The sequence below is a fragment of the Mycobacterium sp. NGS29 genome (assembly GCF_059812965.1).
The window spans coordinates 96,793-118,192 of sequence record NZ_JCALDR010000005.1 but is presented as its reverse complement, the minus strand read 5'-3'; the positions used below and the strand labels follow the sequence as shown (position 1 = coordinate 118,192).

Here is a 21,400-nt window from a genome sequence, read left to right as displayed (position 1 = left end):
TCACCCGCGAGCTTACGACTTCACGATTTTGCTGCAAGAGGTGTTGGCTAAACTGCAACGTTCGTCCGCTGCGAAACGCCGTCTCAGGACGAAGAAGCCCAGCTCGGCGCGCGTTTCTGCAGAAATGCGAGCATGCCTTCGCGGGCTTCCTCGGAGACGAACAATCGGGCCGATTCCTCGGTGAGGCGCTGTGCGTCGCGGTCGAACCCCTCGAGCACGGCGGCTGTGGTCAGCGCCTTGGACGCCGCCAGACCCTGCGGAGACCCGCGGCTGACGTCGGCGACCAGCCCGGCCACCGCGGCGTCCACGTCGTCGGCGGCCAGGCTGATCAACCCGATCTCGGCGGCTTCGCTGGCGCCGAACGTTTCACCGGTGAGGTAATAGCGGGCTGCCGCCCGGGCGGAAAGTTTCGGCAGCAACGTCAGCGAGATGATCGCCGGGGCGACCCCGATCCGGGCTTCGGTCAAGGCAAAGGTGCTGCGGGGTCCCGCGACCACCATGTCGCACGCGCCGATCAGACCGAACCCCCCTGCGCGCACGTGCCCGTTGATGGCACCGATCACCGGCAACGGCGAGGCGACGATCGCGCGCAGCAGGTTGGTCATCTCCTGTGCCCGCGCCACGGCGAGGTCGAAGGGGTCGCCGCTGGCGCCCTGGCTGAGGTCGGCGCCCGCGCAGAACGTGCCACCGGCATGGCCGAGTACCACCACCCGCACCGCCGGGTCTTGGGCGGCGGCCCGCAGGCCGTCGTGGAGTTGGCTGACCAGGGCGGTCGACAGGGCGTTGCGGTTGTGCGGCGAGTTCAGCGTCAGCCTGGCGGCCGCACCGTCGCGGGCGTACTCGACGAGGGTGTCCATCAGTACGAACGGGGCAGACCGAGCGAGGTCTGGGCGACGAAGTTGAGCACCATTTCCCGGCTGATCGGCGCGATCCGCGCCAGCCGGGATGCGGTCAGCATGGCGGCCACGCCGTACTCCTTGGTCAGCCCATTGCCACCCATGGACTGCACGGCCTGGTCGACCGCGCGCGTCGAGGCCTCGCCGGCTGCGTACTTGGCCATGTTGGCCGCCTGGGCGGCGCCACCGTCGTCGCCGGCGTCATAGAGCGTCGCAGCCTTCTGCATCATCAGCTTGGCCAGTTCCACCTCGATGTGACACTGCGCCAACGGGTGCGCCAGCCCCTGGTGCGCGCCGATCGGAGTGCCCCAGACCTGGCGGGTCTTGACGTATTCGACTGCCTTGTCCAGCGCGAAACGTCCCATGCCGACGGCGCTGGCCGCGCCCATGATGCGTTCCGGGTTCAGTCCGGCGAACAGCTGTGCGATGGCGGCGTCTTCGGCGCCGACCAGCGCGTCGGCGGGCAGTCGCACATCGTCCAGAAACACCTGGAACTGACGCTCGGGACTGATGATCTCCATGTCGATGGGCGTGAAGGTGAAGCCCGGAGCATCGGTGGGCACCACGAACAACGCCGGGCGCAGCTTGCCGGTCTTGGCCTCTTCGGTCCGGCCCACCACCAATACGGCCTGCGCCTGGTCGACACCGGAGATGTAGACCTTCTGCCCCTTGAGGATCCAGTCGCTGCCGTCGCGGCGGGCGGTGGTGGTGATCTTGTGCGAGTTGGAGCCGGCGTCGGGTTCGGTGATGGCGAACGCCATGGTCAAGGAACCGTCGGCGATGGCGGGCACCCAACGCTTCTTCTGTTCTTCGGTGCCGAACTTGCTGATGATGGTGCCGTTGATGGCGGGCGAGACCACCATCAGCAGCAACGCGCTGCCCGCCGCTGCCATCTCCTCCATCACCAGTGACAGCTCGTACATGCCGGCGCCGCCACCGCCGTACTCCTCGGGCAGATTCACCCCGAGAAAGCCGAGCTTGCCTGCCTCAGTCCACAATTCGTTGGTGTGCTCTTGGGCGCGAGCCTTCTTCAGGTAGTAGTCGGCACCGTAACCGGACGCCCATTCGCGCACCGCCTTGCGCAGTGCCTGACGATCTTCGCTTTCGATGAAGCTGGTTTCGGTCATTGAGAATCCCCTTCTGATTCGGGTGCTTCGACGCGTGCTAGCACAGCGCCGACTTCGACTTGCCGGCCTGGTTGGACATTGAGTTCGGCGAGGACGCCGTCGTTCGGTGCGGTGATGGTGTGTTCCATCTTCATCGCCTCCAGCCAGATCAGCGGCTGGCCAGCGGTGACGGTGGCGCCGACTTCGGCCCCGATGCGAATGACGTTGCCCGGCATGGGTGCGATGAGTGAGCCTTGCGCGACGGCTGATTCCGGTTCGGGATAGCGGGGTAGCGCGACGAGGTGCACCGGTCCGCGCGCGGAATCGATGTAGACGTCGTCCCCGAAGCGGGCGACCCGAAAACCGGTGGCCACGCCGTGCTCCGCCAGCACCACTTCGTCGGGCGACGCGGCGACCAGTTGCACGCCCGGATCGTCGGGCAACGCCAATCCGGTTCTGGTGTAACGGTATTGGATCCGCTGCTCGGTCTCGGCGTCATCCCGGTAGGTCTTGACCTGGAACCCCGACGTCAGGTTGCGCCAGCCACTGGGGAGCGCGGGCAAGGCCGTGGCGGTGGCGCGGTTGTGCGCGGCGTCGGCCAGCGCCGCCGCGATCGCCGACAACCGGACGGTCTCGGCATCGGCCAGCGGCGCCGAGAGTTCGGCCAGGCCGTGGGTATCGAAAAACGCTGTGTCGGTGGCACCGTCGAGGAACGCAGGGTGGCGCAGCACGTGCACCAGCAGCTCACGGTTGGTGCGCAGGCCGTGCACCCGGGCGCGGGCCAGCGCGTCGGCGAGCACCAGCGCCGACTGCCGGCGGGTCGGTGCGTAGGAGATCACCTTGGCCAGCATCGGGTCGTAGTAGATCGATACCGCCGAGCCGTCGACGATGCCGGAGTCCAGCCGGATGCCGGTCCGGTGACCCAGGGTCTCGAACTCGGCGCGCACCGAGGGCAGTCGCAGCGCGTGCACCACCCCGGCCTGCGGCTGCCAGCCCTGCGCCGGATCCTCGGCATAGAGCCGGGCCTCGATCGAATGACCTTGAGCTGCAGGAGGTTCGGCGCTGAGCCGGCCACCGTCGGCCACTTCGAGTTGCAGCTCGACCAGGTCCAACCCGGTGGTTTCCTCGGTGACCGGGTGCTCGACCTGCAGGCGGGTGTTCATCTCCAGGAAGAAGAACTCCCCGTTGTCGTCGGCGAGGAACTCCACGGTGCCCGCACCGGTGTAGCCGATCGCGGCGGCGGCCAACCGGGCTGCCTCGAAAAGCTTCTCGCGCATGCCCGGGGTCCGCTCGACCAACGGCGACGGCGCCTCTTCGATGACCTTCTGGTGTCGTCGCTGAATGGAACACTCCCGCTCCCCGATGGCCCAGACCGTGCCGTGCTTGTCGGCCATCACCTGCACCTCGATGTGGTGTCCGGTGGGCAGGTAGCGCTCGCAGAACACCGTCGGATCGCCGAACGCGGATTGGGCCTCGCGCTGCGCGGCCTCGACTTCGCCTGGCAACGCCGATAATTCGCGGACGACCCGCATCCCACGCCCGCCGCCGCCGGCGGACGCCTTGACCAGCACCGGCAGTTGCACCTCGGTGACGGTGGCCGGGTCCAGTTCTTCCAGGACCGGGACCCCGGCGCCGGACATCAATTTCTTGGATTCGATCTTGGAGCCCATCGCGCGCACGGCGTCCACGGGTGGTCCGATCCAGGTCAGACCCGCGTCCTGCACCGCCGCGGCGAATTCCGCGTTCTCCGAGAGGAAGCCGTATCCGGGGTGGACGGCGTCGGCCCCGGCGGCCTGTGCGGCTGCGATGACGGCATCAGCGTTGAGGTAGTCGGTCGTCTGCGGAAGGCGCACCGTGGCGTCGGCCTCGGCGACGTGCGGTGCGGCGGCATCCGGGTCGGTGTGGACCGCGACGGTGCCCAACCCGAGCCGTCGGCACGTGGCGAACACCCGCCGAGCGATCTCGCCACGGTTGGCCACCAGCACTCTCGTGATTCCCATGCCGCTCACATCCGGAAGACGCCGAAGTTCGACGTCCCCTCGATCGGGCCATTTGCAATGGCGGACAGACACATTCCCAACACGGTGCGGGTGTCGCGCGGGTCGATCACGCCGTCGTCGTAGAGCATCCCGGACAGCACCAGCGGCAGCGACTCGGCCTCGATCTGTCCCTCGACGGCCGCACGCATCGCGGCGTCGGCCTCCTCGTCGACCTGTTGGCCACGGGCTTCGGAGGCGGCCCGGGCGACGATCGACAACACCCCGGCCAATTGCGCGCCACCCATCACCGCGGACTTGGCGGTGGGCCAGGCGAACAGGAACCGCGGGTCATAGGCGCGGCCGCACATGCCGTAGTGGCCCGCGCCGTACGATGCGCCGATCAGCAGCGAGATGTGCGGGACCTTCGAGTTGGACACGGCGTTGATCATCATCGAGCCGTGCTTGATCATTCCGCCTTCCTCGTAGTCCTTGCCCACCATGTAGCCGGTGGTGTTGTGCAGGAACAACAGTGGCGTGTCGTAGCGGTTGGCCAGCTGGATGAACTGGGTGGCCTTCTGCGATTCCTCGCTGAACAGCACACCGCGGGCGTTGGCCAGGATGCCGATCGGATAACCGTGCAGTTGGGCCCAGCCGGTCACCAGCGACGAGCCGTAGAGCGGTTTGAACTCGTCGAATTCGGAGCCGTCGACGATGCGGGCGATCACCTCGCGCGGGTCGAACGGGATCCGCAGATCCGCGGGCACGATGCCGATCAGCTCCTCGGTGTCGAACAGCGGTTCGGTTACCTGCCTGGGTGTCGGTCCCTGTTTGCGCCAGTTGAGCCGGGCCACGATGCGGCGTCCGATGCGGATCGCGTCGACCTCGTCCTGCGCGAAGTAGTCACCCAAACCCGAGACTCGGGAGTGCATTTCGGCACCGCCGAGGGACTCGTCGTCGGATTCCTCACCGGTGGCCATCTTCACCAGGGGCGGGCCGGCCAGGAAGACCTTCGAGCGCTCTTTGATCATCACCACGTGGTCGGACATTCCCGGCACATAGGCCCCACCCGCGGTGGAGTTGCCGAATACTAGTGCGATGGTGGGTATTCCGGCCGCGGACAGCCGGGTCAAGTCGCGGAACATCCGCCCGCCGGGGATGAAGATCTCTTTCTGCGTCGGCAGGTCCGCACCGCCGGACTCCACCAGCGATATGACGGGAAGCCGGTTCTCGAAGGCGATCTGGTTGGCCCGCAGGATCTTTTTGAGGGTCCACGGATTACTGGTGCCGCCTTTGACGGTGGGGTCGTTGGCGACGATCATGCATTCGACACCTTCGACCACCCCGATTCCGGTGACCGTGCTGGCGCCGACTCGGAAAGCGCTGCCCCAGGCCGCCAGCGGGCTCAACTCAAGAAATGGTGAGTCGGCGTCGACGAGTAGCTCGATACGTTCGCGTGCCGTGAGCTTGCCGCGGGCATGGTGGCGTTCAACATATTTGGGGCCGCCGCCGTCGATCGCGTTGGCGAACTCGGCAGCGATCTCGTCGAGCTTGGTGGTGGTCGCGGCCGCCGCTTCGGCAAAGGCCGCACCGGTGGGATCCAGGGTGGACTGCAGTGTGGTCATTGCCAACTCCGACGATGCGGAGCGCCGCGATAGGTAACTGTGATCATTGTTGATACCCCAGGAGTTTGGCGGCCAGTGCGGTCATGATCTCAGTGGTTCCGCCGCCGATACCCAGGATCCGCATGTCCCGGTACTGGCGTTCGATCTCGGATTCAGCCATATAGCCCATGCCGCCGAACAATTGGACGCCCTGGTTTGCCACCCACTCACCCGCTTCGACCGCGGTGTTCTTGGCGAAACACACCTGCGCGATCAGGTTCGTCTCACCCGCCAACTGACGCTCCACCACGTTGCGCGAATACACCCGGGCCACGTCGACCCGGCGGGCCATCTCGGCCAGCGTGTTCTGCACCGCCTGCCGGGAGATCAACGGCCGGCCGAAGGTCTCCCGGTCCCGGCACCACTGGGCGGTGATGTCCAAACACCGCTGCGCACTCGAATATGCCTGGGCGGCAAGCCCGATGCGCTCGGAGACGAAGGCCTGCGCGATCTGACCGAAGCCGCTGTTCTCCGCGCCGACCAGGTTTGCCGCCGGTACCCGGACATCGGTGTAGGACAGCTCCGCGGTGTCGGAGGACCGCCAGCCCATCTTGTCCAGCTTGCGGGTGACCTCGAAACCGGGTGTGCCCTTGTCGACGACGATCAGCGACACCCCCGCCGCGCCGGGTCCTCCGGTGCGCACCGCGGTGACCACGAAGTCGGCCCGCACCCCGGAGGTGATGTAGGTCTTGGCGCCGTTGATCACGAAGTGGTCGCCGTCGCGCACCGCGGACGTGCGCAGGTGCCCGACGTCGGAGCCGCCACCGGGTTCGGTGATGGCCAGCGCGCCGATCTTCTCACCGGCCAGCGTCGGACGCACGTAGGTGTCGATCAACCTCTGGTCACCGGTGGCGATGATGTGCGGCACGGCGATGCCGCAGGTGAACAGCGAAGCGAAAACCCCACCGGGAGCGCCGGATTGGTGGAACTCTTCGCAGATGACCACCGCGTCGGCGCCGTCGCCCCCGCCGCCGCCGACGGCTTCGGGGAAGTTGGCACCCAGCAGCCCGGCTTCCCCGGCGCGCAGGTGCAATGCGCGGGGCAGGTCACCGGAGCGTTCCCACTCGGCGACGTTGGGCAGGATCTCCCGTTCGACGAATGACCTCGTGGTCTTGCGCAGCTGTTCGCGCTCGGGTGTGGTCCAGATGCTCATAGAAAACTTTCCGGCATGTCAACGTGACGGCTGCGCAACCATTCACCCAGCCCCTTGGCCTGCGGGTCGAAGCGCGCCTGGTAGGCGACGCCCTGACCGAGAATTCCCTCGATGACGAAGTTCACCGCCCGCAGGTTCGCCAGCACGTGGCGGGTGACCTGCAGCGGCGCCGCTTCGGGCAGCAGCTCTTTGAGCAACTCCACGGTCAGCGTGTGGGCCAGCCAGCGCCATTGGTCGTCGGTGCGCACCCACACACCCACGTTCGCCGAGCCGCCCTTGTCGCCGCTGCGGGCGCCGGCGATCAGGCCCAGCGGGACGCGCCGGGTCGGTCCGGCCGGCCACGGCTCGGGCAGAGCTGGCGCATCGGCCGGTTCCAAGGTCAAAGTCTCGATGGCGCAGGGAATGTCGGTCCGGGTGCCGTCGGCGTGGACCGCGACGTGGGGCACCAGGGCGGCGTCGACGTAACCGGGGGTGAACACCCCGTACACCTGGCCGTCACCGGGCGGGGTGGTGGCGGTGAACCCCGGGTAGCTGGCCAGCGCCAATTCGACTGCCGCAGCGGAGAATTTGCGTCCCACGTTGGTGGGGTCGGGGTCGCGGACCACGCAGCTGAGCAGCGCGCTGGCGGTCTCTTCGGTGTCGGCGTCGGGACGGTCGGTGCGCGACAGTGTCCAGTCCAGCTCGGCCGGCTTGACGGTCAAGGTGGCCTCGAGCTGGTGGCGCACCAACTCCGCCTTGGCCTCGATGTCGAGCCCGGTCAACACGAAGGTCATGGCGTTGCGGAATCCGCCGATGCTGTTCAGCGACACCTTCAGCGTCGGCGGCGGTGGTTCGCCGACAACGCCGCTGATCCGCACCCGGTCCGGGCCGTCGCTGGATAACGAGATGGAGTCCAGCCGGGCCGTCACATCCGGGTTCGCGTAGCGGGCGCCGGTGACCTCGTAGAGCAACTGCGCGGTGATCGTGTCGACGCTCACCAGACCACCGGTGCCGGCGTGCTTGGTGATGACCGACGAACCGTCGGCATACACCTCGGCGAGCGGGAAACCCGGGTAGGTCAGGTCCGCCACCTCGGTGAAGAACGAGAAGTTCCCGCCGGTGGCCTGGGTGCCACACTCGATGACGTGACCGGCCACCACCGCCCCGGCAAGCTGGTCGTAGTCGGTGCGGCGCCAATCGAAGTGCGCGGCCGCCGAACCGACGATCACCGAGGCGTCGGTGACCCGTCCGGTGACCACCACGTCGGCGCCGGCGTTGAGGCAGTCCGCGATGCCCCAGCCGCCCAGGTAGGCGTTGGCCGTCAGCGGCGAACCCAGACCCAGCTCGGCCGCCCGGGGTTGCAGGTCGTCACCCTCGACATGGGCGACCCGGACCGGGACGCCCAGCCGCTCGGCCAGGGCGCGCACCGCCGCTGCCAGTCCGGCCGGGTTCAGGCCACCGGCGTTGGCGACGACGCGCACACCGCGCTCGTGAGCCACGCCCAGGCATTCTTCGAGCTGGGTGAGAAACGTCTTCGCATAGCCGCGGTCGGGGTTCTTCATCCGGTCGCGACCCAGGATCAGCATGGTCAGCTCGGCCAGGTAGTCGCCGGTGAGGAAATCGATCTCACCGCCGATCAGCATCTCGCGCATCGCCGAATGCCGGTCACCGTAGAAACCGGAGCAGTTCGCGATCCGGACAGCGCCCGGAGATGCCATGCGCATCCTCCCCTCACGGATCAGCGTGCATCGAACCAACCAACCGGTAGGTTAGCGGGTACCGGCGGTGTCGCGTCAACCCGGCTCAGCCCCGCGTTGCCCCAATTTTGGTGACGGGAAGGTCGACCGACTATTCTGGTCAGCAACTGTCGCCGTGCGGCCAATCAGCCCGGAACCGCGACACGCCCCACCGAAACCCCGAACGAGGAGTTAGGCCCGACCATGGCCGTACCCAAGCGCAGGATGTCGCGCTCGAATACCCGCAGCCGGCGCTCGCAGTGGAAGGCCACCGAGACCGGTCTGGTCGGCGTCAACGTCGCTGGTCAGAAGCACAAGGTGCCGCGCCGGCTGCTCAAGGCCGCTCGGCTGGGCCTGATCGACCTCGACAAGCGCTAGCCGGTGCGGCGTCGTCTCTGACGCCCGTTTCGGCGCGCCTCTCAGCCCAGTCTCAGGCGTCCATACGAAACTGGACCGCGTGCGAATACTTGTCGTCGACGACGATCGCGCGGTGCGCGAGTCGCTGCGCAGATCGCTTTCCTTCAACGGCTACTCGGTGGAGTTGGCTCACGACGGTGTCGAGGCGCTGGAAAAGATCTCCAGTGACCGGCCCGACGCGGTCGTGCTGGACGTGATGATGCCCCGGCTGGACGGGCTGGAAGTGTGCCGTCAGCTGCGCAGCACCGGTGACGACCTGCCCATCCTGGTGTTGACCGCGCGTGATTCGGTTTCCGAGCGCGTAGCCGGCCTGGATGCCGGAGCCGACGACTACCTGCCCAAGCCGTTCGCCCTGGAAGAGCTGCTGGCCCGGATGCGGGCGTTGCTGCGCCGCACCAAGCCTGAAGACGCGGCGGAGTCGGTGGCGATGACGTTCTCGGACCTGAGCCTGGACCCCGTGACCCGGGAGGTGATCCGCGGGCAGCGTCGCATCAGCCTGACCCGTACCGAGTTCTCCCTGCTGGAGATGCTGATCGCCAACCCGCGCCGGGTGTTGACCCGCAGCCGCATCCTGGAGGAGGTGTGGGGGTTCGACTTCCCCACCTCGGGCAATGCCCTGGAAGTGTACGTCGGATACCTGCGCCGTAAGACCGAAGCCGACGGCGAGCCGCGGCTGATCCACACCGTGCGCGGGGTGGGTTACGTGCTACGCGAAACACCCCCCTGATGCTCGGTCTGCGCCGCAAACGGCGGGCGCCGCTGCGAGCGACCAGTTCCCTGTCACTGCGCTGGCGGGTCATGCTGCTGGCGATGTCCATGGTGGCGATGGTGGTGGTGCTGATCTCGGTGGCCGTCTACGCGGTGATTTCGGCGGCGTTGTACAGCGACCTCGACAACCAGCTGCAAAGCCGTGCGCAGTTGCTCATCGCCAGTGGTTCGCTGGCCGCCGACCCTGGCAAAGCCATCGAGGGCACCGCCTATTCGGACGTCAACGCCATGTTGGTGAACCCGGGACGGTCGATCTACACGGCCAACCAGCCGGGGCAGACACTGCCGGTCGGAAGCCCGGAGAAGGCGGTCATCCGCGGTGACCTGTTCATGTCCCGGCGCACCGCCGCCGGCCAGCGGGTGCTCGCCATCCACCTGCCCAACGGCAGCTCACTGCTGATCTCCAAAAGCCTCGAGCCGACCCAGCACGTGATGAGCAAGCTGCGGTTCGTGCTGCTCCTGGTCGGTGGCGTGGGTGTCGCAGTGGCCGCGGTGGCCGGCGGGATGGTGACCCGGGCCGGGTTGCGGCCGGTGGGTCGGCTCACCGAGGCGGCCGAGCGGGTGGCCCGCACCGACGACCTGCGTCCCATACCGGTCTTCGGCAGCGACGAGCTCGCCAGGCTCACCGAGGCGTTCAACCTGATGCTGCGCGCGCTGGCCGAATCGCGGGAGCGCCAGGCGCGTCTGGTCACCGACGCCGGACACGAACTGCGCACCCCGCTGACGTCGCTGCGCACCAATGTCGAGCTGCTGATGGCGTCGATGGCGCCGGGGGCACCGCGGCTCCCGGAACAGGAAATGGTCGGCCTGCGCGCCGACGTGCTGGGGCAGATCGAGGAATTGTCCACGCTGGTCGGCGATCTGGTGGATCTCACCCGCGGTGACGCCGGTCAAGCGGTACACGAACCGGTCGACATGGGCGAAGTCATCGATCGCAGCCTGGAGCGAGTTCGACGTCGCCGCAACGACATTCACTTCGACGTGGAGGTGGTCCCGTGGCAGGTCTACGGTGACCCCGCCGGGTTGTCGCGGGCGGCGCTCAACCTGATGGACAACGCGGCCAAGTGGAGTCCGCCGGGCGGCCGGGTGGCGGTGCGGCTGCGCCGGGTCGATGCGTCCCACGCCGAACTGGTGGTCGCCGACCACGGGCCGGGCATCCCGCCGCAGGAGCGGCGCCTGGTATTCGAGCGGTTCTACCGCTCCGCGTCGGCACGCGCGATGCCCGGTTCGGGTCTGGGGCTCGCGATCGTCAAGCAGGTGGTGCTCAACCACGGCGGATCGTTGCGCGTGGAGGACACCGACCCGGGCGGCGACCCGCCGGGGACGTCGTTCTACGTGCTGCTGCCCGGTCGTCCGCTGCCTGGTCCGGACTATCCGTCATCCGCCGACGAGCCCGAGAGTTCACGGGGTTCGGCGAATGTCATCTCAGTCGATTCTTAGTCCGCGCGCGCAAGGTGGTTGTGCAGTTAGTGTTGAAAACCAAGCCATGCAAGCAACGCATGCTCCAGTAGGCCTTCAGTAAGCCCCTAGAAGTAGAGGAAGAGCGTCTTAGCGACATGACGAATCACCCGAGGTATTCGCCACCGCCGCAGCAGCCGGGATACGGTGCCACATCTAGTCAGCCGGTACCGCCCGCCTATGCCCAGGGGCAGCAGAGTTACACCCAGCCGTTCGACTGGCGCTATCAACCGCCGTCGCATCAGCAGTACCGCTCCTACGACCCGCTCAGCGGCACCGGGGCCGGGCCGATACCGGGCAACACCGGATCGGGTGCGATACCCGGCGGCACCGGTTCGCGTCCGATTCCGACCGTGTCGGGTCCCGGTCCGCTGCCGGGTCAGACCATGCATGGTCCAGTGCCCGGGATGATGCCCCCGATGGCGCCGCCGCGCCGGCGGCGGTCAGGCGGCCTGATCCTCGGTGCGCTGGCGATCGCGGTGGTGTCCGCCGGTATCGGAGGCGCCGCCGCGTCGGTCGTCGAACTGGGCCACCAGGCCGGCGGCGGTAAGAGCACCACGGCGTCGTCCGGCGCGGCCCCCAGCGTTCCGGCGGCCAACATGCCGCCAGGATCGGTCGAGCAGGTGGCTGCCAAGGTGGTGCCCAGCGTCGTCATGCTGGAAACCGATCTGGGCCGGGCCTCCGAAGAGGGATCCGGCGTCATCTTGTCCGCCGACGGGCTGATCCTGACCAACAATCACGTCGTCGCGGCGGCCGCCAAGCCGCCGGCCAACGGCCCGGCGCCGAAGACGACGGTGACGTTCTCCGACGGGCGCACCTCCACCTTCACCGTGGTCGGCGCCGACCCGACCAGCGACATCGCCGTCGTACGCGTCCAGGGCGTCTCCGGATTGTCCCCGATCGCGATGGGATCGTCGTCGGGCTTGCGGGTCGGTCAGCCGGTGCTGGCCGTCGGCTCACCACTGGGCTTGGCGGGCACGGTGACCACCGGGATCGTCAGCGCGCTCAACCGGCCGGTGTCGACGACGGGTGAGGCCGGCAACCAGAACACGGTGCTGGATGCTATTCAGACCGATGCCGCCATCAACCCGGGTAACTCCGGTGGCGCACTGGTCAACATGAACGCGCAACTGGTCGGCATCAACTCGGCGATCGCCACCCTCGGCGCCGACTCCGGCGACGCGCAGAGCGGCTCGATCGGACTGGGCTTCGCAATCCCGGTCGACCAGGCCAAGCGCATCGCCGACGAGCTGATCAGCACCGGCAAGGCGTCGCACGCCTCGCTGGGCGTTCAGGTCACCACCGACAAGGGTGCCCCGGGCGCCAAGGTGATGGAAGTGGTGGCCAACGGCGCGGCGGCCAATGCGGGGGTGCCCAAGGGGGTCATCGTCACCAAGGTGGATGACCGTACGATCAACAGCGCCGACGCGCTGGTGGCCGCGGTGCGTTCCAAAGCACCCGGAGACAAGGTGTCGCTGACTTATCAGGATCCAGCGGGCGGCAGTCGCACTGTGCAGGTCACCCTCGGAAAGGCGGACCAGTGATGAAGGCCGAGGCGCAGCTGTCGGACCTCGGATATACGGTGGCACCCATGGAACAGGGCGCTGAATTGGTGGTCGGACGGGCTCTTGTCGTCGTCGTCGACGACCGCACCGCGCACGGGGATGAAGACCACAGCGGCCCGCTGGTCACCGAATTGCTGACCGAGGCAGGGTTCGTCGTGGACGGCGTGGTGGCGGTCGAGGCGGACGAGGTCGAGATTCGCAACGCGTTGAACACCGCTGTGATCGGCGGGGTCGACTTGGTGGTGTCCGTCGGCGGGACCGGGGTCACGCCCCGTGACGTCACGCCCGAAGCCACCCGCGACATCCTGGACCGGGAGATCCTCGGCATCGCTGAGGCGATCCGCGCTTCGGGCTTGTCCGCCGGGATCACCGACGCGGGTCTGTCCCGCGGGCTGGCCGGCGTGTCCGGCAGCACCCTGGTGGTCAACCTGGCTGGATCCCGCTATGCGGTACGCGACGGGATGGCGACCCTGAACCCGTTGGCGGCCTACATCATCGGCCAGCTGTCGAGTCTGGAGATATAGCTCTCCGGACCGGGTCAGCGGTCGGCGCGGGGCCCGTAGTTCGGCGGCGGCGACAGCGGGGTGGCTTCGACCGCCGGTGCGCTGCCGTGGCGGCCGGACGACGCCGCACCGTTGGTCTGTGCGAGCAGGTCGCGGATCTCTTCGAGGAGGACGACCTGTGCGTCGTCGGCCTGCTCGACTTCACCCTGCCTGCGCAACTTGCTGTACGGCAGCACAACCAGGAAGTACACCACCGCAGCCACCAGCAGGAAATTGATTGCGGCCGACAGCACCACGTTGAGGTCGATGAATTGATCGGTGCCCGGAATCTGGATTTTCAGAAGTCCGTGTTCCTGCTTCTGGTTCATGCCGATCGAGCTGACCAGCGGTTTGATGATGCTGTCGGTGAAGGCGGTGACCAGCGCGGTGAACGCGGTACCGATGACCACTGCAACGGACAGGTCGACGATATTGCCGCGCGAGAGAAACTCTTTGAACCCTTTGAGCATGGGGACGTCCTTTCTGCAGCGGGCATCCGATGATCCCGGAATTTGACCCCAGGAAAAATTTAACTCAGTTGGTGGCGTTTGCCACGACCCCCTCCGTGTCGTCCCGCCCGGAGTGCACGCAATCGATCAATGTCGAGAAGGCATGACGGGCCGCGCAGTCCGGTAGACCGGCCAGTTCCGCGTGGGCCAGATCGGCGTACCGCGCCGCGCCGGGGTGGGACGCGAGGTGCGATACGGTGCCGACCAGCCGGCCCAGTCGCGACAGCCGCTGCACGGTGCCGTCGGGCGCCCCGGCGCACAGGGCGCCCAGCTGTCCGCAGGCGGCGATCAACGAGCCGGAGCGCTCTTGCGCCACCCGCAGCTGATGTTCGGCGGGATCGACGGTCGCCGCGCTGCCGCGGGTTGCGCGCAGCTGTCCGGTCACCAGCTCGCCGAAGGTCTCCGCGATCACCGAGAAAGCCTCCGGACCCAGCCGCGAACCCAGCCGGGACGCCACCGCGTACCGGTAGTCGCCCGCGAGGATCGCCAGGTTGCTGTTCCAGCGGGCGCCGGCGTCGTCGGCCACGTCGGCATCGTCGGCGACGCCCGCGTGACACAACGTCGCCAGGTGGATCAGCTCGAGCGCGGCTCCGACGACGCTGACCTGCCAGGCGTCCGATTCGGGGCCGAGCTGCGCCGCCAGCACCGTGAAGAGCGGCCGGAGCTGAGTGCGTTCGTCGGCAAACGGATGCTGCATAGCATCGCGAATCATGTCGTCACCCAGGGTGAGCTCGCTGCTCATCAGCGCCTCGATGCGGGCGACACCGTCGCGCACGCCGGCGGCGAATCGGGAGTCGTCGAGCTGCAGACACTCGAGCGCGCTCCCCGGTGCAATGCTCACCGGTCCAACAGTAGGGGGTGCGCCGCCGCGACGCCGTTTTGCGTTGGCACGGCACGGATTCGCCGTCAGTGCAGAACGAGGGTCACCGTCTGGCCCAGCGCCGCTCCCGCCACCGCCGCTGCCAACCGGGCCGGCAGTGCCACCAGCACCACCCGATCGTTGCCCGGCCCCAGGGCCTTCTGCTGGGCGGAGATCAGGACCACGATCGCGTCGGTGGCCAGCAACCGCGAGGGGGCGGCCGCGTCGGATGCCGGCGCGGCCAGCACGTCGACGACGTCGCCGACCCGCACCAGGTCGATCAGGGCGGCGTCGGCCAGATGCAGCGGCACGATCCGGGCGTTGGGCCCGGCGGCGGAATCGGCCAGCCGGCTGCCCAGCAGCCGCAGGTCGGTGAGCACTTCGCCGCGCCGAGTGGGACTGGCCAGCGTCGATCCGAGCACGACCTCGAGCTTGCCCTGAGATCCATCGGGAACCGTTGCCGCCGAACGCTTTTCGAGCCGGACATCATCGGCGCTGAGTGCGGTGCCGGACTTCAGGTCACGGGCGGCCACCAATACGTCGACCCGGTCACCGTCCGGGTTCGAACGCACCGCGGCAACGCAGGCGAGGACGACGAGGGCGCCGGCGGCCACCCGGCGGGCCCGCACAGTCCGCATCCAGTCCGGCCGCAGCACGGTCGAAATGCGGTTCAGCAGTGAGGGATTGAGTGAGGCCGATTCCCGCACCTCCCCAGGGTAGGCAGGGTGGGGCCAGGCTGGTTGCGCGTCGGAGGCCGGTTGTGGATAACTAGCTGGCGGAGCTGGCCGCGGCCGCCTTGGAACTGCCGGCCTTGTCGCCCGAGCCTGCTGATTTGCTGTCACTGGAACTCGAAGACTTGGCGTCCGCGGACCCCGAGTCGCTCGTCGAGGAGCCGTTGGTCGAACTCTTCTCTTTCTTGCCGGCCTCGCGACTGTCGGTGCGGTAGAACCCGCTGCCCTTGAACACGACCCCGACCGAGTTGAACAACTTGCGCAGTCGGCCTGAGCACTGGTCACAGGTCGTCAGGGCATCGTCAGTGAAGGCCTGCACCTTGTCGAAGCGGTTGTCGCATTCGGTGCACGCGTAGCTGTACGTGGGCACAAGAACCTCCGGGTGAATGTAAGTCTGCTGCGTTAGCACTCTACCGTCTCAAGTGCTAGAACCGCCACGTGTTGCCGGTCATTCCCGGATCGGCAGCGCGAGCAGGCCCCGCGCGGGGGTCAGCACATGGCTCATCGGCACGTCATGCGGCTCCGACGGCAACTCGTCGACCAATTCCACATCGCGGACCACCGCCACCAGCGCCGCCTGCGGATCTCGCGCCGGCAGGGATCGGTCGTAAAAACCGCGACCGCGGCCCAATCGCACACCGCGCCGGTCGACCGCCAGGGCGGGCAGCAGCACCATCCCGGCCTCGCTCAGCGCACTCGCCGGCAGCCACGGCCCGGGCGGCTCGAGGAGTCCCCAGCGCCCGGTCCTCAGCGCGCCAGGGGAATATTCACCCCATGACAACGGCAGCGCGGTGTCGTCCGGACCGGTGCGCGCCACCGGCAACAGCACCCGCCCGGCGCGGCGCAGCAACACGTCGAGCATGTCGATCGATCCGGGTTCGGTGCCGACCGGAACATACGCACAGACGGTGACACCGCTGGTCACCACCTGTTCCAGCTGCCGGATCAGCATTTCGGCCTCGGCGGCGCGGACGCCGGCCGCAACGTGCCGGCGAGCCCGAGCCAGCTGGCTGCGCAACGCGGCCTTGCCCGCCGTGGTCATGGTGCTAACGATGACAGACCCCGGCGGGCGCGGTGTTCTCGCCGACCGCGCGGCCGGTGCGGGCTATGGTTGTGAACGATGTCACGACCGCAAACATCGATCCCGTTCACCGCGATCGTTCCCGCCGCCGGCCTAGGAACCAGGTTCCTGCCCGCGACCAAGACAGTGCCCAAAGAGCTGTTGCCCGTCGTGGACACCCCCGGCATCGAGTTGGTGGCCGCCGAGGCGGCCGACGCCGGCGCCGAACGCCTGGTGATCATCACCTCCGAGGGCAAGGACGGTGTCGTCGCGCACTTCGTCGAGGACCTGGTGCTGGAAGGCACCCTGGAAGCGCGGGGCAAGAAGGCCATGCTGGCCAAGGTCCGTCGCGCCCCGGCGCTGATCAAGGTCGAGTCGGTGGTGCAGGCCGAGCCGTTGGGCCTGGGGCACGCGATCAGCTGCGTCGAGCCCACCCTGATGCCCGACGAGGACGCCGTCATGGTGCTGCTGCCGGATGACCTGGTGCTGCCGACCGGGATCCTGGAGACGATGTCGCAGGTCCGGGGCCAGTACGGCGGCACGGTGCTGTGTGCCATCGAGGTCTCGCCCGAGGAAATCAGCGCCTACGGCGTGTTCGACGTCGACCCGCTGCCCGACACCACCGACGTCCTGCGGGTCAAGGGCATGGTCGAGAAGCCCAAGACCGAGGACGCGCCGTCGTTGCTCGCCGCCGCCGGTCGCTACGTGTTGGACCGGGCGATCTTCGACGCGCTGCGCCGCATCGACCGAGGTGCCGGCGGCGAGGTGCAGCTCACCGATGCCATCGCGTTGCTGATCTCCGAAGGGCATCCGGTACACGTCGTCGTTCATCGCGGATCCCGACACGACTTGGGAAATCCCGGCGGCTACCTCAAGGCTGCGGTTGACTTTGCATTGGATCGTGATGACTACGGCCCGGACTTGCGGCGGTGGTTGGTGGCGCGATTGGGCCTGACCGAACAGCAGTAGGCGCTCGGGTCCGGTTCGCCAGACCGCGCCCGCCACTTTGGGGGCAGGAAGGCGCTGCACTGTGCGTTCTGTGGAGGAGCAACAGGCCCGGATATCGGCGGCCGCGGTGGCCCCGAGGCCGATCAAAGTCGCTATCGCCGAGGCGCAGGGACTGCTGTGTGCCGAAGAGGTGGTGACCGAACGTCCGCTGCCCGGCTTCGACCAGGCTGCCATCGACGGGTACGCAGTGCGCAGCGTCGACGTGCTCGGCGTCGGTGACGGTGGCGCAAGTGAACCCATAGCGGCCGTCGCTGACGACGGCAGCGTCGAAGCCCGTGCCGTCGTGACCCTGCCGGTGATGGGGACGATCGAGGCCGGGGCCCGCACGCCCAGCCGGCTGCAGCCGCGCCAGGCCGCCCGGGTACAGACCGGGGCGCCGTTGCCCACCCTGGCCGACGCGGTGTTGCCGCTGCGCTGGACCGACGGCGGCATGAACCGGGTGCGGATCCTGCGCGGTGCGCCGTCCGGCGCCTACGTGCGGCGCGCCGGCGACGACGTGCAGCCCGGCGACGTGGCGGTGCGGTCGGGCACCATCATCGGCGCTGCTCAGGTCGGATTGCTGGCGGCGGTGGGCCGTGAACGGGTGCTGGTGCATCCGCGTCCGCGGTTGTCGGTGATGGCCGTCGGCGGCGAACTCGTCGACATCTCGCGCAATCCGGGCAACGGGCAGGTCTACGACGTCAACTCCTACGCGCTGGCGGCGGCCGGCCGCGACGCCGGCGCCGAGGTCAACCGCGTCGGCATCGTCAGCAACAACCCCAAGGAACTCGGCGAGATCGTCGAAGGCCAGCTCAACCGGGCTGAAGTGCTGGTTATCGCTGGGGGAGTAGGTGGTGCGGCGGCCGAGGCGGTGCGTTCGGTGCTGTCCGAACTCGGTGACATGGAGGTGGTGCGGGTCGCCATGCACCCCGGCTCGGTTCAGGGCTTCGGGCAGCTCGGCCGCGACGGTGTGCCGACCTTCCTGTTGCCCGCCAACCCGGTCAGCGCGCTGGTGGTGTTCGAGGTGATGGTGCGCCCGCTGATCCGGCTCTCGCTGGGTAAGCGGCACCCGATGCGCCGGGTCGTGCAGGCGCGCACCCTGTCACCGATCACGTCGGTGGCCGGACGCAAGGGTTACCTGCGCGGCCAGCTGATGCGCGACCAGGAGAGCGGCGAGTACCTGGTCCAGGCGCTGGGGGGTGCGCCCGGTGCGTCTCACCTGCTGGCCACGCTGGCCGAGGCCAACTGTCTGATTGTGGTCCCCAGCGGCGCCGAGCAGATTCGCACCGGGGAGATCGTCGATGTCGCCTTCCTGGCTCAGCACGGCTGAGCGCGCTTCGGTCCCGTGAACCTGCTGCGATCCAGCTCCCGCCACCCTGGCTGGCCGATGAGTGTCGGTTCGCTGCGCGTCGCCGCCGGGGTGATCCGGTTGCGGCCGGTGCGGATGCGCGACGGCGCACAGTGGAGCCGGATCCGGCTGGCCGACCGCGCGCAGCTCGAACCGTGGGAACCGAGCGCCGACGGCGACTGGGGCATCCGGCACACGGTGGGCGCGTGGCCGGCGGTCTGTTCCGGGTTGCGCGCCGAGGCACGCAAAGGTCGGATGCTGCCCTATGCGATCGAACTCGACGGACGGTTCTGCGGGCAGTTGACCGTCGGCAACGTCGTGCACGGGGCGCTGCGGTCGGCGTGGATCGGCTACTGGGTGTCCAGTGAATGCACCGGCGGGGGCGTGGCGACCGGTGCGGTGGCGCTGGGACTCGACCACTGCTTCGGCCCGGTGATGTTGCACCGCGTAGAGGCCACCGTGCGTCCGGAGAACGCGGCGAGTCGGGCGGTTTTGGCCAAGGCCGGGTTCCGGGAGGAAGGCCTGTTGCGGCGTTATCTCGAGGTCGACCGGGCCTGGCGGGACCATCTGCTGGTCGGGTTGACCGTCGAAGAGGTATACGGCTCGGTCGCATCGACGCTGGTCAGGGCGGGTCACGCCAGCTGGGTCTGACGGTTGCGGGTGCTCGCCTGCCCGAGCGTCGCGGGTCGCCGCCCGTCGAGCGTCACGCCAGCGTGGCGTTCGCTGCCGAGCGTCACGCCAGCGTGGCGCCTGCCGGGCGTTGCGGGTCCTTGCCGCCCGTCGCGGGTCGCCGCCTGCCGAGCGTCGCGGGTCCTTGCCCCGTCGAGCGTCACGCCAGCGTGGCATTCGCTGCCGAGCGTCACGCCAGCGTGGCGCCTGCCGAGCGTTGCGGGTCCTTGCCGCCCGTCGCGGGTCGCCGCCTGCCGAGCGTCGCGGGTCCTTGCCCCGTCGAGCGTCACGCCAGCGTGGCATTCGCTGCCGAGCGTCACGCCAGCGTGTCGCCGGCCGGGCGTTGCGGGTTCTTGCCCCGTCGAGCGTCACGCCAGCGTGGCATTCGCTGCCGAGCGTCACGCCAGCGTGTCGCCGGCCCAGCGTTGCGGGTCCTTGCCCCGCCGAGCGTCACGCCAGCGTGGCGTTCGCTGCCGAGCGTCACGCCAGCGTGGCGCCTGCCGAGCGTTGCGGGTCGCCGCCCGCCGAGCGTCACGCCAGCGTGGCGCCTGCCGAGCGTTGCGGGTCGCCGCCCGCCGAGCGTCACGCCAGCGTGACACCGACGCGGCAATGGTGCACAAGTCGAAATAATTCTGTGGCTAACGTGACATATGTGGCGTGTGATGCTTGGAAAAGGCAAATTACAGGTGTGTAATTGCCCTGGTCACTACAGACCCGGCCGCGCAGGTCACCCGAGGGGCCTCGCGGGGATCGGAACCGAAGAGAGCAGGTCATGATGCCAAGCATCCCGCAGTCGTTGTTGTGGATATCGCTTGTGGTGCTGTGGTTGTTCGTGTTGGTGCCGATGCTGATCAGCAAACGCGACGCTGTCCGGCGCACCAGCGACGTGGCATTAGCCACCCGCGTGCTCAACGGGGTCGCCGGTGCCCGCCTGCTCAAGCGGACCGGACCCGCGGCCGGTCATCGCAGCGACCCGGACTGGAAGCCGGAAGAGGAGTGGGAAACCGAGCCGATCGACGGACCGTACGCGGACGCCGACCAGAACCACGACGAGGACATGCCCGTCCTCGACGACGAAGACACCGATGTGGTGATGCGCCGCCGGTCGGTGGTCACTGCGTTGAGCAAGACGGACAAGGTCGAAGAGCTGGCAGAACCCGACTACCTCGACGTCGACGTGATCGACGAAGATGCGGCCGCGCTGCCGGTGGGTGCCAGTGCCCAGGCGGAAGCGACTCCGCAGCCCACGGCCGACGACGCGGCTGAGCAGGACGAGGGGCTTGCCGACGACGAGTACGAATACGTCGACGACTCTTCGGGTTTGGAGCCCGAGGAGGACGAGGTGGACGACGCCCCGCCCGTCTACGCCTCGGGTGTGTCGCGTCGGCGCCGCTATGACAGCAAGACCGCCGCCGCGGTCAGCGCGCGCAAGTACGCCTTCCGCAAGCGGGTGCTGGTCGCGATGGCGCTGGTGCTGGTCGGCTCGGCGATCACCGCCTTCGAAGTGACCGACACGGCATGGTGGATCTGCGGAACCGCCACCACCATCACCCTGTTCTATCTGGCCTACCTGCGTCGACAGACCCGCATCGAAGAAAAGGTGCGTCGCCGCCGGATGAAGCGGATGGCCCGGGCCCGTATGGGCGTCGAGAACACCGAGGACCGCGACTACGACGTGGTGCCGTCCCGGTTGCGGCGCCCCGGTGCAGTGGTCCTGGAAATCGACGACGAGGACCCGATCTTCCAGCACCTGGAATATGCGATGTCCGCCCGCAACTACGGGTGGCCGCGGGACCTGCCGCGCGCCGTCGGGCAGTAGCCGCGCGGTTCGGCCCATCGGGGTGGCGGCTGGTAGCCTGCTAGCGGTCAGGGGCTATGGCGCAGTTGGTAGCGCGACTCGTTCGCATCGAGTAGGTCGGGAGTTCGAATCTCCCTAGCTCCACAGAGTTCCAGCACGTCAGGTCAGCGATCGCTCGG

The 21,400-nt window shown here is 68.2% G+C and carries 20 protein-coding genes and 1 tRNA gene; 10 read left to right on the top strand and 11 right to left on the bottom strand.

Annotated elements, in window-relative coordinates:
- Positions 1–83: 83 nt before the first annotated feature.
- Genes AC5Y5Z_RS08970 through AC5Y5Z_RS08945 form a run of 6 tightly spaced genes read right to left on the bottom strand, consistent with a single transcriptional unit; the run spans position 84 to position 8,492 of the window.
- Positions 84–857: an enoyl-CoA hydratase family protein gene (locus AC5Y5Z_RS08970; RefSeq protein WP_463827401.1), complete on the bottom strand. Its 774-nt coding sequence runs from the start codon at positions 855–857 to the stop codon at positions 84–86.
- Positions 857–2,023: an acyl-CoA dehydrogenase family protein gene (locus AC5Y5Z_RS08965; protein ID WP_463827402.1), complete on the bottom strand. Its 1,167-nt coding sequence runs from the start codon at positions 2,021–2,023 to the stop codon at positions 857–859. Before AC5Y5Z_RS08965 ends, AC5Y5Z_RS08970 begins: the two co-directional genes overlap by 1 nt.
- Positions 2,020–4,002, bottom strand: coding sequence for an acetyl/propionyl/methylcrotonyl-CoA carboxylase subunit alpha (locus AC5Y5Z_RS08960; RefSeq protein WP_499924720.1), 1,983 nt, complete (start codon positions 4,000–4,002; stop codon positions 2,020–2,022). The genes AC5Y5Z_RS08965 and AC5Y5Z_RS08960 overlap by 4 nt, the downstream gene beginning before the upstream one ends.
- Before the next feature lie 5 nt (positions 4,003–4,007).
- Complete coding sequence (locus AC5Y5Z_RS08955) at positions 4,008–5,603, bottom strand: acyl-CoA carboxylase subunit beta (RefSeq protein WP_499924718.1); 1,596 nt, start codon at positions 5,601–5,603, stop codon at positions 4,008–4,010.
- 43 nt (positions 5,604–5,646) lie between these two features.
- Positions 5,647–6,795 carry an acyl-CoA dehydrogenase family protein gene (locus AC5Y5Z_RS08950; RefSeq protein WP_499924715.1) on the bottom strand — a complete coding sequence of 383 codons (1,149 nt, stop codon included), beginning with the start codon at positions 6,793–6,795 and terminating at the stop codon, positions 5,647–5,649.
- Positions 6,792–8,492 carry an acyclic terpene utilization AtuA family protein gene (locus AC5Y5Z_RS08945; protein ID WP_499924713.1) on the bottom strand — a complete coding sequence of 567 codons (1,701 nt, stop codon included), beginning with the start codon at positions 8,490–8,492 and terminating at the stop codon, positions 6,792–6,794. Before AC5Y5Z_RS08945 ends, AC5Y5Z_RS08950 begins: the two co-directional genes overlap by 4 nt.
- Positions 8,493–8,714: 222 nt before the next feature.
- On the opposite strand from AC5Y5Z_RS08945, the gene rpmF reads away from it, so the two are divergent.
- From rpmF to AC5Y5Z_RS08920, 5 genes are all read left to right on the top strand, one after another.
- A complete protein-coding gene (gene rpmF, locus AC5Y5Z_RS08940; protein WP_463827407.1) occupies positions 8,715–8,888 on the top strand; it encodes a 50S ribosomal protein L32 in 174 nt (57 codons plus the stop codon).
- Positions 8,889–8,967: 79 nt separating this feature from the next.
- On the top strand, positions 8,968–9,654 hold the full coding sequence (gene mprA / locus AC5Y5Z_RS08935) for a two-component system response regulator MprA (RefSeq protein WP_463827408.1): 687 nt from the start codon (positions 8,968–8,970) through the stop codon (positions 9,652–9,654).
- On the top strand, positions 9,654–11,135 hold the full coding sequence (locus AC5Y5Z_RS08930; protein WP_463827409.1) for a HAMP domain-containing sensor histidine kinase: 1,482 nt from the start codon (positions 9,654–9,656) through the stop codon (positions 11,133–11,135). The genes mprA and AC5Y5Z_RS08930 overlap by 1 nt, the downstream gene beginning before the upstream one ends.
- Before the next feature lie 116 nt (positions 11,136–11,251).
- The gene (locus tag AC5Y5Z_RS08925; RefSeq protein WP_463827410.1) at positions 11,252–12,697 is read left to right on the top strand and encodes a S1C family serine protease; all 1,446 of its coding nucleotides are present in this window, start codon (positions 11,252–11,254) and stop codon (positions 12,695–12,697) included.
- Positions 12,697–13,242, top strand: a complete 546-nt coding sequence (locus AC5Y5Z_RS08920; RefSeq protein WP_463827411.1) for a MogA/MoaB family molybdenum cofactor biosynthesis protein — start codon at positions 12,697–12,699, stop codon at positions 13,240–13,242. The genes AC5Y5Z_RS08925 and AC5Y5Z_RS08920 overlap by 1 nt, the downstream gene beginning before the upstream one ends.
- A gap of 14 nt (positions 13,243–13,256) precedes the next feature.
- Here the strand turns inward: AC5Y5Z_RS08920 and mscL are convergent, their stop codons facing one another.
- The 5 genes from mscL to AC5Y5Z_RS08895 all read right to left on the bottom strand — a co-directional run bounded on the left by mscL (position 13,257) and on the right by AC5Y5Z_RS08895 (position 16,401).
- Positions 13,257–13,730: a large-conductance mechanosensitive channel protein MscL gene (gene mscL / locus AC5Y5Z_RS08915; protein ID WP_463827412.1), complete on the bottom strand. Its 474-nt coding sequence runs from the start codon at positions 13,728–13,730 to the stop codon at positions 13,257–13,259.
- Between the two features lie 64 nt (positions 13,731–13,794).
- Positions 13,795–14,610, bottom strand: coding sequence for a polyprenyl synthetase family protein (locus tag AC5Y5Z_RS08910; RefSeq protein ID WP_499924709.1), 816 nt, complete (start codon positions 14,608–14,610; stop codon positions 13,795–13,797).
- A 65-nt stretch (positions 14,611–14,675) separates the two neighbouring features.
- A complete protein-coding gene (locus AC5Y5Z_RS08905; protein WP_499924707.1) occupies positions 14,676–15,335 on the bottom strand; it encodes an SAF domain-containing protein in 660 nt (219 codons plus the stop codon).
- 61 nt (positions 15,336–15,396) lie between these two features.
- Entirely contained in the window at positions 15,397–15,729 is a 333-nt protein-coding gene (locus tag AC5Y5Z_RS08900; protein WP_463827415.1) for an FmdB family zinc ribbon protein, read from the bottom strand.
- A 78-nt stretch (positions 15,730–15,807) separates the two neighbouring features.
- Positions 15,808–16,401: a 5-formyltetrahydrofolate cyclo-ligase gene (locus AC5Y5Z_RS08895; protein ID WP_499924706.1), complete on the bottom strand. Its 594-nt coding sequence runs from the start codon at positions 16,399–16,401 to the stop codon at positions 15,808–15,810.
- A 78-nt stretch (positions 16,402–16,479) separates the two neighbouring features.
- Here AC5Y5Z_RS08895 and AC5Y5Z_RS08890 point away from each other — a divergent pair, with 78 nt between their 5' ends.
- The 5 genes from AC5Y5Z_RS08890 (at position 16,480) to AC5Y5Z_RS08870 (ending at position 21,365) form a co-directional block, all read left to right on the top strand.
- Positions 16,480–17,388, top strand: a complete 909-nt coding sequence (locus AC5Y5Z_RS08890; RefSeq protein ID WP_499924705.1) for a UTP--glucose-1-phosphate uridylyltransferase — start codon at positions 16,480–16,482, stop codon at positions 17,386–17,388.
- A 61-nt stretch (positions 17,389–17,449) separates the two neighbouring features.
- The gene (glp, locus tag AC5Y5Z_RS08885; protein ID WP_463827418.1) at positions 17,450–18,736 is read left to right on the top strand and encodes a molybdotransferase-like divisome protein Glp; all 1,287 of its coding nucleotides are present in this window, start codon (positions 17,450–17,452) and stop codon (positions 18,734–18,736) included.
- Between the two features lie 15 nt (positions 18,737–18,751).
- A complete protein-coding gene (locus tag AC5Y5Z_RS08880) occupies positions 18,752–19,405 on the top strand; it encodes a GNAT family N-acetyltransferase (protein WP_463827419.1) in 654 nt (217 codons plus the stop codon).
- 793 nt (positions 19,406–20,198) lie between these two features.
- Positions 20,199–21,242: a divisome protein SepX/GlpR gene (gene sepX, locus AC5Y5Z_RS08875; protein WP_499924954.1), complete on the top strand. Its 1,044-nt coding sequence runs from the start codon at positions 20,199–20,201 to the stop codon at positions 21,240–21,242.
- Positions 21,243–21,292: 50 nt separating this feature from the next.
- Positions 21,293–21,365, top strand: a tRNA-Ala gene (locus AC5Y5Z_RS08870).
- The last annotated feature ends 35 nt before the right edge of the window (positions 21,366–21,400 follow it).